Origin of the sequence: Aeromonas sp. 600724 (assembly GCF_049175135.1) — a bacterium.
GTDB lineage: Bacteria > Pseudomonadota > Gammaproteobacteria > Enterobacterales > Aeromonadaceae > Aeromonas > Aeromonas veronii_A.
Genome location: NZ_JAAKUM010000018.1, coordinates 55,877 through 68,530, shown reverse-complemented (window position 1 = coordinate 68,530; position 12,654 = coordinate 55,877). Strand labels below are relative to the sequence as shown.

At 58.9% G+C, this 12,654-nt stretch carries 10 protein-coding genes; 5 read left to right on the top strand and 5 right to left on the bottom strand.

Going from position 1 to position 12,654, the window contains the following annotated elements:
- Positions 1–59 precede the first annotated feature (59 nt).
- On the bottom strand, positions 60–2,516 hold the full coding sequence (gene fadE, locus G5168_RS16890; RefSeq protein WP_421252484.1) for an acyl-CoA dehydrogenase FadE: 2,457 nt from the start codon (positions 2,514–2,516) through the stop codon (positions 60–62).
- 254 nt (positions 2,517–2,770) lie between these two features.
- Between fadE and lpcA the strand changes: the two genes are divergently transcribed.
- The 3 genes from lpcA (at position 2,771) to G5168_RS16875 (ending at position 4,944) form a co-directional block, all read left to right on the top strand.
- Positions 2,771–3,349, top strand: coding sequence for a D-sedoheptulose 7-phosphate isomerase (lpcA, locus tag G5168_RS16885; RefSeq protein ID WP_005334485.1), 579 nt, complete (start codon positions 2,771–2,773; stop codon positions 3,347–3,349).
- A gap of 158 nt (positions 3,350–3,507) precedes the next feature.
- Positions 3,508–4,317, top strand: coding sequence for a class II glutamine amidotransferase (locus G5168_RS16880; protein WP_421252483.1), 810 nt, complete (start codon positions 3,508–3,510; stop codon positions 4,315–4,317).
- 291 nt (positions 4,318–4,608) lie between these two features.
- On the top strand, positions 4,609–4,944 hold the full coding sequence (locus tag G5168_RS16875; RefSeq protein WP_005353511.1) for an Hpt domain-containing protein: 336 nt from the start codon (positions 4,609–4,611) through the stop codon (positions 4,942–4,944).
- Between the two features lie 39 nt (positions 4,945–4,983).
- On the opposite strand, the gene G5168_RS16870 is transcribed toward G5168_RS16875, so the two are convergent.
- Complete coding sequence (locus tag G5168_RS16870; RefSeq protein WP_216951738.1) at positions 4,984–5,898, bottom strand: gluconeogenesis factor YvcK family protein; 915 nt, start codon at positions 5,896–5,898, stop codon at positions 4,984–4,986.
- A gap of 113 nt (positions 5,899–6,011) precedes the next feature.
- Between G5168_RS16870 and G5168_RS16865 the strand changes: the two genes are divergently transcribed.
- Together G5168_RS16865 and G5168_RS16860 are read left to right on the top strand one after the other, a co-directional pair.
- On the top strand, positions 6,012–7,196 hold the full coding sequence (locus G5168_RS16865) for an FIST signal transduction protein (protein WP_421172030.1): 1,185 nt from the start codon (positions 6,012–6,014) through the stop codon (positions 7,194–7,196).
- 17 nt (positions 7,197–7,213) lie between these two features.
- Entirely contained in the window at positions 7,214–9,310 is a 2,097-nt protein-coding gene (locus G5168_RS16860) for an ATP-binding protein (RefSeq protein ID WP_201937093.1), read from the top strand.
- Positions 9,311–9,559: 249 nt separating this feature from the next.
- Here G5168_RS16860 and G5168_RS16855 read toward each other — a convergent pair whose 3' ends face one another.
- The 3 genes from G5168_RS16855 to narQ form a co-directional block, all read right to left on the bottom strand.
- Complete coding sequence (locus G5168_RS16855; protein WP_005334473.1) at positions 9,560–10,135, bottom strand: LON peptidase substrate-binding domain-containing protein; 576 nt, start codon at positions 10,133–10,135, stop codon at positions 9,560–9,562.
- 103 nt (positions 10,136–10,238) lie between these two features.
- Positions 10,239–10,877, bottom strand: coding sequence for a two-component system response regulator NarL (gene narL, locus G5168_RS16850; RefSeq protein WP_204420481.1), 639 nt, complete (start codon positions 10,875–10,877; stop codon positions 10,239–10,241).
- Complete coding sequence (narQ, locus tag G5168_RS16845; RefSeq protein ID WP_201937096.1) at positions 10,877–12,589, bottom strand: nitrate/nitrite two-component system sensor histidine kinase NarQ; 1,713 nt, start codon at positions 12,587–12,589, stop codon at positions 10,877–10,879. Before narQ ends, narL begins: the two co-directional genes overlap by 1 nt.
- Between the last annotated feature and the right edge of the window lie 65 nt (positions 12,590–12,654).

The window sequence follows — 12,654 nt, the reverse complement described above, 5'->3', positions numbered from 1 at the left end:
TAGTGGTGAGCGCCCATAAAAAACGCCTCCACAAGGGAGGCGTTGTCGATAGCTGGTTATCAGGCCGCGTGATGGTAAGCGGAGGCTTCAAACAGCTTCTTGTTGGCCACCAGATCGATGGGGTCAAAATCATCGACGTTGATGGTGCGCAGGCGACTTACTTCGGCGCGGCGCAGCAGCTCGGCTTCGCTCTGGGTCAGTACGCCAGCGGCCAGACCCATGTCGGCCACCTTGTCCAGTGCCATGAAGGGGCGCTTGATGCCATCGCTCTTGCAGACTTTCTCGAACAGCGGCTCGGCGGCCAGTACGTCATCGAGCGCCTGCTCCAGCAGACCGAAGGGGTTGCCCTCTTCGCGAGTCAGGTATTGCCCCTTGGCCAGGCGGCTGCGGGTCTCGCTCGGGGTTTGCAGCAGACGGGCAACCTGTTGGTCCAGCTTGTCGCACGGACGGTTCAGGTCACGACCCAGCGGCAATACCACGGCGCGCAGGGCAAGCCCAATCCAGCGGTTCGGGAAGTTGCGCAGCAGCTCGTCGATCGCCTCTTGCGCCTTGAACATGGCATCTTGCAGTGCCCAGTGCAGCAGCGGCAGGTCAGCCTGCTGGCGTCCCTCGTCCTGATAGCGCTTGAGGGCGCTGGAGGCCAGATAAAGCTGGCTCAATACGTCGCCAAGGCGGGCGGAGACCCGCTCCTTGCGCTTGAGCTCGCCACCCAGGGTGCCCATCGCCATGTCTGACAGGAACGCCAGGTTGGCCGAAAGGCGGGTGAGCTGCTGGTAGTAGCCCTTGGTCTGGTCGCCATAAGGTGCCGCGGCAAAGCGGGCGCCGGTGATACCGAGCCAGAAGCTGCGTACCAGGTTGCTGATGGCAAAGCCGACGTGGCTGAACACCGCCTTGTCGAAATCTTTCAGCGCCTGCTCCTTGTCGGGATGGCTGGCAGCCAGCATCTCCGGCAGTACATACGGGTGGCAGCGGATAGCGCCCTGACCATAGATGATCATGCTGCGGGTTAGGATGTTGGCCCCTTCCACCGTAACGGCGATGGGGGCACCCTGATAGCCACGGGCCAGATAGTTGTTGGGGCCCATACAGATGGCCTTGCCGCCGTGGATGTCCATGGCATCGATGATGCACTTCTGGGCACGGTCGGTGAGGTGGTATTTGACGATGGCGGAGATGACAGAGGGCTTCTCGCCAAGGTCGATACCGGTCACGGTCAGGTTGGCTGCGGCGCCCATGATGTAGGCGTTGCCGCCGATGCGGGCCAGCGGCTCTTCAATCCCTTCCATCTTGCCGATGGGCAGCTTGAACTGGCGACGGATGCGGCTGTAGGCACCGCTTGCCAGGGCCAGCATCTTGACGCCGCCGGTGCTGTTGGAGGGCAAGGTGATGCCGCGACCGACCGACAGACACTCGACCAGCATGCGCCAGCCCTGACCGGCCATGGCCGGGCCGCCGATGATGAAATCGAGCGGGACGAATACATCCTTACCCTGGGTCGGGCCGTTCTGGAACGGCACGTTGAGCGGAAAGTGGCGACGGCCAATGCCGACACCCTTGATGTGAGTCGGGATCAGCGCGCAGGTGATGCCGAGCTCTTCCTCTTCGCCCAGCAGGTGCTCGGGGTCACGCAGTTTGAAGGCCAGACCCAGCACGGTAGCAATGGGGGCGAGCGTGATGTAGCGCTTGTTCCAGGTGAGGCGCATACCGAGCACCTCTTTTCCTTCCCACTCGCCCTTGCAGACGACACCGAAGTCGGGGATGGAACCGGCATCAGAACCCGCTTCCGGGCTGGTCAGGGCGAAGCAGGGGATCTCTTTACCTACCGCCAGGCGGGGCAGGTAGTAATCCTTCTGCTCGTCGGTGCCATAGTGTTGCAGCAGTTCGCCCGGGCCCAGCGAGTTGGGTACGCCAACGGTGGAGGCGAGCACGGCGCTTGCGCCGCACAGCTTTTGCAGGACGCAGGACTGGGCGTAGGCCGAGAACTCCAGACCGCCATATTTCTTCTTGATGATCATGGCGAAGAACTTGTTGTCCTTCAGGTATTGCCACACCTCGGGGGAGAGATCCGCGCGCTCGTGGGTCACTTCCCAGTCGCTCACCATGCGGCACACTTCCTCGACTGGGCCATCCATAAAGGCCTGCTCTTCGGCAGAGAGGGCGCTGACCGGAATGGCGTGCAGCTTTTTCCAGTCCGGGTTGCCCGCGAACAGATCGGCTTCCCACCAGGTGGTGCCCGCTTCAATCGCCTCTTTTTCGGTGCGGGACATCTCCGGCATGATCGATTTGTAGATCTTGAACAGCGGCTTGGTTATTTGATTGCGGCGAAACTCCACCAGATTGAGCGGGATGGCGATCACCGCGAACAGCGCCCATACCAGCAAGGGCACATGACCATAGATGGCGCCAAGCGCCAGGGCGGCGCCGGTGACCAGGGTGGAGATGAACAGGGATGCCCGGCGATAGGCCAGGGCTCCGATAACCAAGATCACCCCGAGCAGAGTGAGGGTCGTCGTCATTGCTTGCTCCTTGCGTGAAAGATTGCCAACGTGGCGTAACTGATCCAGAGGTCTGACCTGTTGGATATGGCCCCTGTTGTAATTCATACGCACAAAGTTATCAAGCTGTTTACATCTTCATTACCTTCTCTCTGTGATCCCCATAACGCTCACGCGCCGCCAGCGCTGTGGCTCGCAGGGGGGCGACTGTGCGATTCGCTTGTGCGAGAATAGCCGCGATCTACACGCACACTAAAAACAGTGGAAGAGACATCATGTACCAAGAATTGATCCGCAATGAACTGACCGAAGCTGCCAGCGTGCTGCAGGCCTTCCTGGCTGATGAGCAGAACCTGAAAAACATCGAAGCGGCCGCCAAACTGCTGGCTGACTCTTTCAAAGAAGAGGGCAAGGTGCTCTCTTGTGGCAACGGTGGTTCCCACTGTGACGCCATGCACTTTGCCGAAGAGCTGACCGGTCGCTATCGCGAGAACCGCCCGGGTTACGCCGGTATCGCCATCTCCGATCCGAGCCACCTCTCCTGCGTCTCCAACGACTTTGGCTATGACTATGTCTTCTCCCGTTACGTAGAAGCGGTCGGCCGCCGTGGCGACGTGCTGCTTGGTATCTCCACCAGCGGCAACTCCGGCAATATCCTGAAAGCCATCGAGGCTGCCCGCGCCAAAGGGATGAAAGTGATCGCCCTGACCGGCAAGGATGGCGGCAAGATGGCAGGCCTGGCGGATGTCGAGATCCGGGTTCCGCACTTTGGCTATGCCGACCGTATTCAGGAAGTGCACATCAAGGTGATCCACATCCTGATCCAGCTGGTCGAAAAAGAGATGGCCAAGTAATCAGGCCACGCTACCGGACAAGGGCATCACAGGTTAATGGTTTGTCATCGACCGGTTGCTGCCACAGGGGAAGGAATTGCGCCTTCCCCTGCTGTCTGTCGAACCAGTGTGCTGGTCGAACATGACACAAGCCAAATCATGAAAGGAGTCTGCCGGATATGTGCGAACTGCTCGGCATGAGTGCCAATGTGCCGACCGATATCTGCTTCAGCTTTACCGGGTTGATGCTGCGCGGCGGCAAGACAGGGCCCCACAAGGATGGCTGGGGGATCACCTTCTACGAGGGGAAGGGCTTTCGCACCTTCAAGGATCCCGAGCCCAGTGCCCAATCTCCCATCGCCAGACTGGTACAGGCGCTGCCCATCAAGAGCTGCGCCGTGGTCAGCCACATTCGGCAGGCCAACCGTGGCTGCGTGTCGCTGGAAAATACCCACCCCTTTACCCGTGAGCTGTGGGGCCGTTACTGGACCTTCGCTCACAACGGTCAGCTGACCGGTTACAAGAAGCTGCCAACCGGTCGCCACCGTCCGGTAGGGGATACCGACAGCGAGCACGCCTTCTGCTGGCTGCTCGACCGGTTGGAGCAGAAGTACCCCAAGCGTCCTGCAAACTTTCTCGCCATGTTTCGCTATATGGCCACCTTGTGTGATGAGCTCAGAGCATTCGGGGTGTTCAACATGCTGCTCTCGGACGGGGAGTATGTGATGAGCTACTGCAGCAACAACCTGCACTGGCTGACTCGCTGCGCGCCATTTGGCGAGGCGAGTTTGCTGGATGAGGAGGTGGTGATCGATTTCCAGAGCGAGACCACACCCAACGATGTGGTGACGCTGGTCACGACGCGGCCGCTGACCGGCAATGAGAACTGGATCAAGATGGCCCCCGGCGAATTCAATCTGTTCCGGCTTGGGGAGCGGGTGGCGACCAATCGGGTTGCGCTTGGGCAAGATAAAAAAATACCAGGGTAGATACCTACCCTGGTTCTTCGCAGCAGCCATAAAAGGCAAAAGGGATGAGAGGTGTTGCTGAGCATCATCACTCTGACGGCATTGAGTGTTGATCAATTGTTAATTTGTGGCAATCAAGTTGTTGTCTTGACGGGCGTTTGAGCATCGCTATTTCGATACTGATCACATTTTTTGCCACTTTATTCCCTGAGCCATCCAATCGGGTGCTTCATCACTGCCTGGTCGTGAGCCACGACATCGAAAACTATCTATAGTATGGTCTGTTTGAATACCGTTCTGGAGGAGCCTCGCATGGAGTGGGTGGATCGCAAGGTGTTGCAGCAGCTGGCAGAGGATATCGGTCCGGATATGCTGCCCGTGGTCATCGCAGTCTTTATTGAAGAGGTGGGCGAGCAGCTGAGTCAGCTCAGACCCCTCTATGAACAGGGAGAGTGGGAGGCGCTGGCTCGGGTGGCGCACAGCATGAAATCATCCTGTGGCAGCTATGGCGCCATGCCGAGTTATCAGCAGGTGATGGCACTTGAGATGGCCAGCAAGCAGGCCGATGTGGCAGAGGCAGAGCGCCAGTTGCAACTGTTGGAGGCCTCCTTGCCCCAAGTGCTCGCGTTTCTTGCCGATTATCAGTAACGGCGCCATGCAGGGGTGCCGGGGCGCAGTGACCGTTGCCTAACGCTGGTTGAGCAGTTGCTGGATGATCCGGTCCAGCGCCAGTTTAAGCTTCAATCGATCGTGCCGATGGGGCAGCTCAAGCTCGCCCAGCTCGGCTTCGATCACACGCCCTTGCCAGCCCCCCGCATCACTCGAGCCCTGTGGGGCCAGGATGGCATCCAGCCGACCCTGACCGACCCGGGATTCCAGCCAGCGACACTGACTCATCAGATCCAGCTGGCTGGCAGGGCCGTTTTCCGCCACCAGATTACAGACGAAAACCAGCATGGCGCTGCTCTCGTTGATGGCCTGGGCGATCTCGGCCAGCAGCAATGGCGGCATGATGGAGGTGAGGAAACTGCCCGGCCCCAGAATGATCATGTCCGCCTGCTGCAATGCCAGCACCGCTTCGCGGGTCGCTTGCACCTCCGGCATCAGGCCGAGGGAGAGGGGTGGTGTTGCCAGTTGATCGATGGATACCTCTCCCAGGATCTGGGTGCCACACTCCATATGGGCGCAGAGATCGGTGGGAAATTCAGACATGGGTAGCAATTGTGACTCTATTTTGAGCATGTCACTGATCAGCTTGATAGCATCAAGAGGACGGACACAGAGATTATCGAGCGCCAGCAGCATCAGGTTGCCAAGGTTGTGGCCCGCCAGCTCACCTTTGCCGGCAAAGCGGTATTCGAACAACAGGCTGCCGATGCTGGGATCGGTGACCAGCTGGTTCAGGCAGTTGCGCAGATCGCCCCAGGCGATGCACTCCTGACTCTTGCGCAGGCGTCCGGTCGAGCCGCCATCATCTGTGGTGGTGACGATGCCGGTGAGCCGTTGACCGAGAAACGAGAGGGACGAAAGCACTCGTCCCATGCCATGGCCACCACCGATGGCAACGACCCGATCGAAGTCATTGATGTTTTTTTGCCACATATGGGCGTCCTGTCATTGGTCTCAGTTGACCGCTATGTTAGCAAGCGAAGCGAGATAATTGTTTGATAAAGGTATGATTTTTGCTTGAGGCTGCCATTCGATAAAACAAGGAGATGGTGTTGAAATTTCTGACCGTTCACTCCCTCGCCCAGAATTCATCGCTGGCGGCCCAAGATATCTGCGCGCAGCTGCGCCACCATGCCGATCAGGCCCCCTCCCTGCTGTTGCTCTATTTTACCCAAGCCCATGAGGGGGCGATACTGCGCGACGCGCTCAAATGCCAGTTCCCGACGACCCGCCTGCTTGGGTGCAGCTCTTGCGGTGGTGTCATGACCGATATGGGACACCACGCCCGAGACGGATATGGGCTGGCGGTTGCTGCTCTGTACGATGAGAAAGGGGCATTCGGGGTAGCCGGTGCCAGCGGTGACGGGGTGGATGTGCGGCAGTTGCTGCGCCGAGCCATGAGCGACTGTGGTCGACCGGGCGAGCTGCCCCAGCTGATCCTGTTTCATGCCAGTCCCGGCAAGGAGGAGGGGCTGCTGGCCGGAATCGAGGCAGAACTCGGTGCCTCGGTGCCGGTGGTCGGTGGATCCGCGGCTGATAGCAGCGTCAGCGGTGACTGGCAGCTCTGCTGGGATGAGGCGGTGGCTCAGGATGGCATCGGTCTGGCGGTGCTCTATCCCGATTGCCAGCTGGCTTTTCAGTTTCACTCCGGTTATGTGCCTGCCGAATTCAGTGGTGAGATCACCGCCTGCAACGGGCGGGAGGTACTCACCATCGATCACCAGCCTGCTGCCGAGGTCTATGCCCGCTGGTGCGGTCGCGAGCAGCCCTGGCCGGTGGGGGCGATTTTGCGGGAGACCACGCTCACCCCGCTGGCCCGTCAGGTGGGAGCGCTGGATGGTATTCCTTACTACAAACTTTCCCATCCTGAAGCTGTGACCGAACAGGGCGGGCTGCGGCTCTTTACCGATGTGGTGCAAGGGGAGCGTCTGCTGTTGATGTACAGCAGTCAGGAAGGGTTGTTGCAGCGCAGCCTCAATGCCATGCGCGTCGAGCCAGGGTATGGGGTCGATGTGGAATTGCAGCCTATCGGCGCTCTCATCATCTTTTGTGCTGGTTGTCGTTTGGCGCTAGGTGATATGTTGTGCCAATTTGTCGAACAGAGCCAGGCTCGCCTCGGCAAGATCCCTTTTATCACCCCCTTTACCTTCGGCGAGCAGGGGCGGCTGCCCAATGGCGAGCTGGCCCACGGCAACCTGATGGTATCGAGTGTGATCTTTCTGACCGCTTGAGCAGAGCAGGATACAAGATGATTGGCAACAGTGAATTGGAAGCCCTTGGCGACAAACTGCAGGCGACCCTGGTCGATCTCATGCGCTGTCGCGAGCGCGAGGCCAAGTATCGTCATGAATCCCATACCCTGCTGAAAGGGGTGGCCACACTGGCTGATGCCAAAACGCTGGAGCAGGTGCTGGAGAGCCTCATTCAAGTGCTCAAGCCCTTTATTGGATTTGAACATGCGGATGTGGTGGCCTGGAGTGGGGAACAGGGCATCACCCACCTCAGTACCGAGCCGGAACAGTGCGGTCGCAGCTGGTTGATGACCCCGGCCTTTGCTCGTGCCATTGCCGGAGAGACGTTGGTGATCTATGACCCGTTCCAGTTGCCTGAGCTGGCACCGCTGGCGAGCGAGCCGGGCTGGGCCAGCCTGATGCTGACCGGGCTGCAGGCCCCCGGCTTTACCGCCGTTATCCTCTGTCGGCACTCACTGGCCGGCTCCTTCGATCTGACCAGCAAGGCGGCTATGCAGCGCTGCCGTCCGTTGATTTCACAAGCGCTGGTCAACATTGCCTATCGGGCCCGCTTGCAGGAGCAGGTCGATTTAAAAACTCAGGCCCTGCAGGCCAGTGAACGCCGTTTTCGCAGTTTTGCCGCCATGGCCTCCGACTGGTTCTGGGAGACCGATGCCGAACACCGGCTCAGCTATGCTTCCGAGCCCGGTTACCTTGACGAGATGACCCCGCTGGCAACCCGGCCGACCCTCTATGACTATGTCTGCAACAAGCAGAGTACCGAGTCACAGGCATATCTCGACCTATTGGAGCAGCGTAAACCGGTTCGGGCTGTACGCATGCAGGTTGCGATGCTCGACGGCCCCCGCTGGATGGAGGTGAGTGCCGAACCCTGTTTTGATCATGGGGGGGCTTTTACGGGATATCGCGGTACCGCACGCGATATCAGCCACCAGATCCATCGTGAAGAGGAGCTGGCGCGGGCACGGGACGATGCGGAGGCGGCCAACCGTGCCAAATCCCAGTTTCTTGCCATGATGACCCACGAGATCCGCTCCCCCATGAATGCGGTGCTGGGGATGCTCGACCTGGTGCTACACGCCGAGCTGGCACCCGAGCAGAAGCAGTTGCTACGTCATGCCACCCACTCTGCCAGATTGCTGCAGACCATCATCGACGATGTGCTCGATTTCTCTAAAATCGAGTCCCAGACCCTGGTGTTCCATTGCGAGACCTTGCAACCGATCCAGTTGTGTCAATCCGTGATCGAACCGTTGCAGAACCGTGCCGACGGCAAGGGCATAACACTGAGCTATCGGGTAGATGAAGCTGTCCCTGCCGAGCTGCAGGGAGATCCGGTGCGTCTTACCCAGGTGATGGGCAATCTGCTGGACAACGCCCTCAAATTTACCGAACAGGGAGAGGTCACTCTCCATCTGGGTTGGCAGGATGAGAAGCTGTTGATCTCGGTCTCCGACACCGGGATCGGGATCGCTGATGCGGATCAGGCGCTGCTGTTTGAACCCTTCTCCCAGGTCGACAACTCGGCCACCCGGCGTTTTTCCGGTACCGGCCTCGGTCTTGCCATCAGCAAGCGTCTGGTGACGCTTATGGGGGGAGAGATCCACCTGAAGAGCGAGCCGGGCAAGGGAAGCTGTTTCTGGTTCGAACTGCCCGGCATGGCGCTACCCTGCCATAGCCAGCCGCAGCGGGAGGAGGGGGCTTCGGCACTGTTGCCACTGGATGTGCTGGTGGTGGAGGACAGCCCGGTGAATCAGCTGGTGGTGTCGCTGATGCTGCAAAAACTGGTGGGCAAGGTTCGGCTGGCTGCCAATGGTCTGGAAGCGCTGGCGCAGGTGGATGAGCAGCTCCCGGATCTGATCCTGATGGATATGCGGATGCCCCTGATGGACGGACTGGAAGCGACCCGACGCTTGCGTGAGTTGGGATGCACCATGCCTATCGTCGCCCTGACGGCCAATGCGATGGCGGAGGACAAGGCGTGCTGTCTGGCGCAGGGGATGGATGACTTTCTCGCCAAGCCTATCACCTTGTCACGGTTGAGAGAGTGTTTGCAGCGTCACTTTGGTCAGCGGTTGCCGACGCGCGGATAAAAAAAATGGTCAACTTTGTGGGTTGACCAGTTCTTCAGCAAATACTGAAGAGAGCACGGGATAAATCGGGTTGTATCAATCTATATGAAAAATCTGTGCCAACTTTTTCAGGACTCTTTTGTGTTCAATTTTGGCCGTTTAGCGCAGCGGCTCTCTCTTGTTATGGCGTTTTGCGTTCCTACTTACTCGCAAAATGCGAATTTCACATTTTCATTGTTGGAATAATTGCATTTTGCAACGCTGTTTTTGTCATTGTGAAATCAGGCGATGCAGAAATTTACGGGCCGCTTCGCTGTTTTGTTTGGCAATCAGCATCTGCTTTTCATAAATCGGCATCGGCAATATCTCGAGCCAGCGCTGGCAGAGCCAGGCGGCATCTTCAAAGCGCTTGTCCGGATAGAGCTCATCAAGCTCCGGATACTGCTCGAACACTTCCCGCAGGCGATTGACCAGCAGCTTGTCGTTGAAATCTGAGTGGGTGCTCGGCCAGTTGGGCAGCATCTCCACCTTGGCCCGGCGCAGGCCCATCTCGTCTGTTTCCATCTCGTGGATGCAGAAGCGCTCCAGTCCCAGCACCGTCACACCCAGCAGGCCATCATTGAGGGTGTAGAAGTCGGTCACCTTGACCCTGGTGCCCACCGGCAGAATGCGGCCGGATTGTCCCGAGGTGGTCGACTCTTCCATCACGATGCCAAAGCCCTGATCGTTGATGAATGACTCCTTGAGCATCTGCAGGTGGCGTGGCTCGAACAGACGCAGAGGAAGCTTGCCGCCCGGCAGTATGTGGGAAGGCAAGGGGAACAGTGCCAAAGGTTGTAGTTTCATGTTCCATCCTCCATTGAGTAGTTGCTGAATATGACAATGCAGCGACTGTGCCAGAGAATGAAAAAAGCCACCGGAGGGTGGCTTTTCGGGAGGTTGAGGGCGCTTAGTTGCGCTGCTCCAGATACATGACAGCCGCTTCCACGCGGCTTTGTGCCTCGAGTTTCTTCAGCAGGCTCTTCACGTGAACCTTGACCGTTCCCTCGGAGATATGGAGTACCGAGGCGACCTGTTTGTTGGAGAGGCCTTTTGCAATTTCGCGCAGGATTTGCATTTCGCGACGCGTTAAGCTTTCCAGCTTCTGCTGCAGGTGATCCAGCTCGTAGATGTTTTCGAGATAGGGGCGCAGCGGCTCGCTCAGGATCTGTTTACCCGTCATCACGTCGGCCAGCTGGGTCAGCAGCAGATCAGGTTCGGTATCCTTGAGCAGATAGCCATCGGCACCGGCCTTAAGCAAAGCCACCACATCCTGACGGGCATCGGAGACGGTGAGGATCACCACCCGGGAGGTGATCTCTTCGGCCCGCAGCGCCTTGAGGGTATCGAGGCCGGAGAGCCCCTTCATGTTGAGGTCGAGCAGGATCAGATCCGGCTCGGACTCTTTGGCCAGCGCCACGGCATCTGTGCCGTTGGAGGCTTCACCGGTCACCTCCATGTTCTCTTCCAGAGCCAGCAGCTGCACAATCCCTTTGCGCATGAGGGGATGGTCATCTACGACCAGAACTGTGTATTTCATCTCGTCCATCAGGCGTCTCTCGTTAGACTGGTGGGAAAGGTCAGATGCACGCAGGTGCCTTGTGGTTGCTGCTCGTTGATGGTCAGCAGACCGTGCAGTTTGCTGGCGCGCTCGTTCATGATGCTCAACCCGTAATGGTTGATCGCCGAGCTGGCGAGTCCGATCCCGACACCGTCATCTGAAATCTGAACCTCAATGTTACCACTGGCGAGGGTCTCACAGCTAACATCAATCACTTGCGCGTTGGCATGTTTGATGGCATTGAGCACTGCCTCACGGATCAACTGCAAAATGTGGATATGCTGGCCCGCCTCCAAGTCGTTGTCGGCCAGTCCGTAATGGAACCGGATTTCGGCCTGGGTCTGAGGCTGCAGTTGATCAAGCATGACGCGGATCGCTTCCCCCAGATTGGCATCGCCAATGGTGAGACGGAAGGTACCGAGCAGTTCGCGCAACTGGGTATAGGCATTGCTAAGCCCCTCGTCGATCTGCTGCATCGCCTCCTGCGCCTTGTCATGCTGCCCCTTGGCGTAAGAGCGCTTGAGCAGGGTGGACTGGATCTTGAGATAGGAGAGGGCTTGCGCCAGCGAGTCGTGCAGCTCGCGGGCGATCACCGCCCGCTCCTCCATCAGCAGCAGTCGCTGCTGTTGCAGCAGGGTCTGGTCTTTGTGCAGCACCTGAGCCAGCAGCATGGTGAAGTTTTTAATCAACCGCTCATCGATGGGGTGTTGGCTGATGATGTCGAGGCGGCCGAACTCCTGCTCATCCATCTGCAGATAAAAGCTGGCGACCGCATCGAGATCGCCGGGCCAGCCGGTGCGCCCAGAGATGTAGACCGGCATGGCGTTGTGCTCGAAGCGGGTCAGCCGGATATGGTCGATATGCTGGTGGGCGGCAGCGCGGTCCAGCAGTTTGATGAGGGTACGGGTACTGAGCGGGGCAGCATGCAGCTTCTGGGCGGTCGAGTAGAGAAACGAGAGGGTGTCGTTGGCCTGTTGCAGCTTGGCGGTTTTCTCTTCCACCTTGTTTTCCAGCTCCCGATAGAGCTTGCCCAGCTCGTCGGCCATGGTGACGAAGGCGCGCGACAGCTCCCCCAGCTCGTTTTCGCCGTGGGCGGGCAGCTTAAGATCGAAATCCTGCCGCTGGATCTGGCGGGCACAGTAGACCAGCTGGTTGAGGGGGGCGACCACCTGCTGACGGGTGAAGCGCACCGTGAACCAGGCGATGGTGATGATGGCCAGCAGGCCGAGCCCCTCCGCAAGCGCCAGCATCCGCACCTTGAATTCCACGTGGTACTGCATCTGATTGACGAAATTGTCGATGGCCGCCACAAACTGCTCGGTGTTATCGGTGTACCGTCTGGGGGTACGATCCTCGATGTGCTGGCGCATCACCTGCCACTGGCCGAGCACCTCGCCATAGGTGCGACGCAGGGAGGCAGGAGTGATCCAGCGCTGGGTCTCCTGCAGCTCTTCGGCGTGCAGGGTCTCTTCAAACTGGGAGAGGCGCCCCAGCACGCTGTCGCCCCGCTCGATTTCGTAGGCCATCCGGTAGGCCTGCATCCGCAGCGAACCGGAGAGGTTGATCGCCTTGGCATCGGGTACCGAGTAGAAGAGGGTGACCATGGCGACCAGCGCGATCAGGCTGGCCATGAAGAGGATCAACACCATGGCGCGCCCGATGGCACTGCTGACCGAATGGACCCTGAACCGTTTTCCCATACTGATGCGCACCTCTGAATAGTGATAAGGACCCCGCAAGATGCGTGGGAGTGTACTCCAACTTG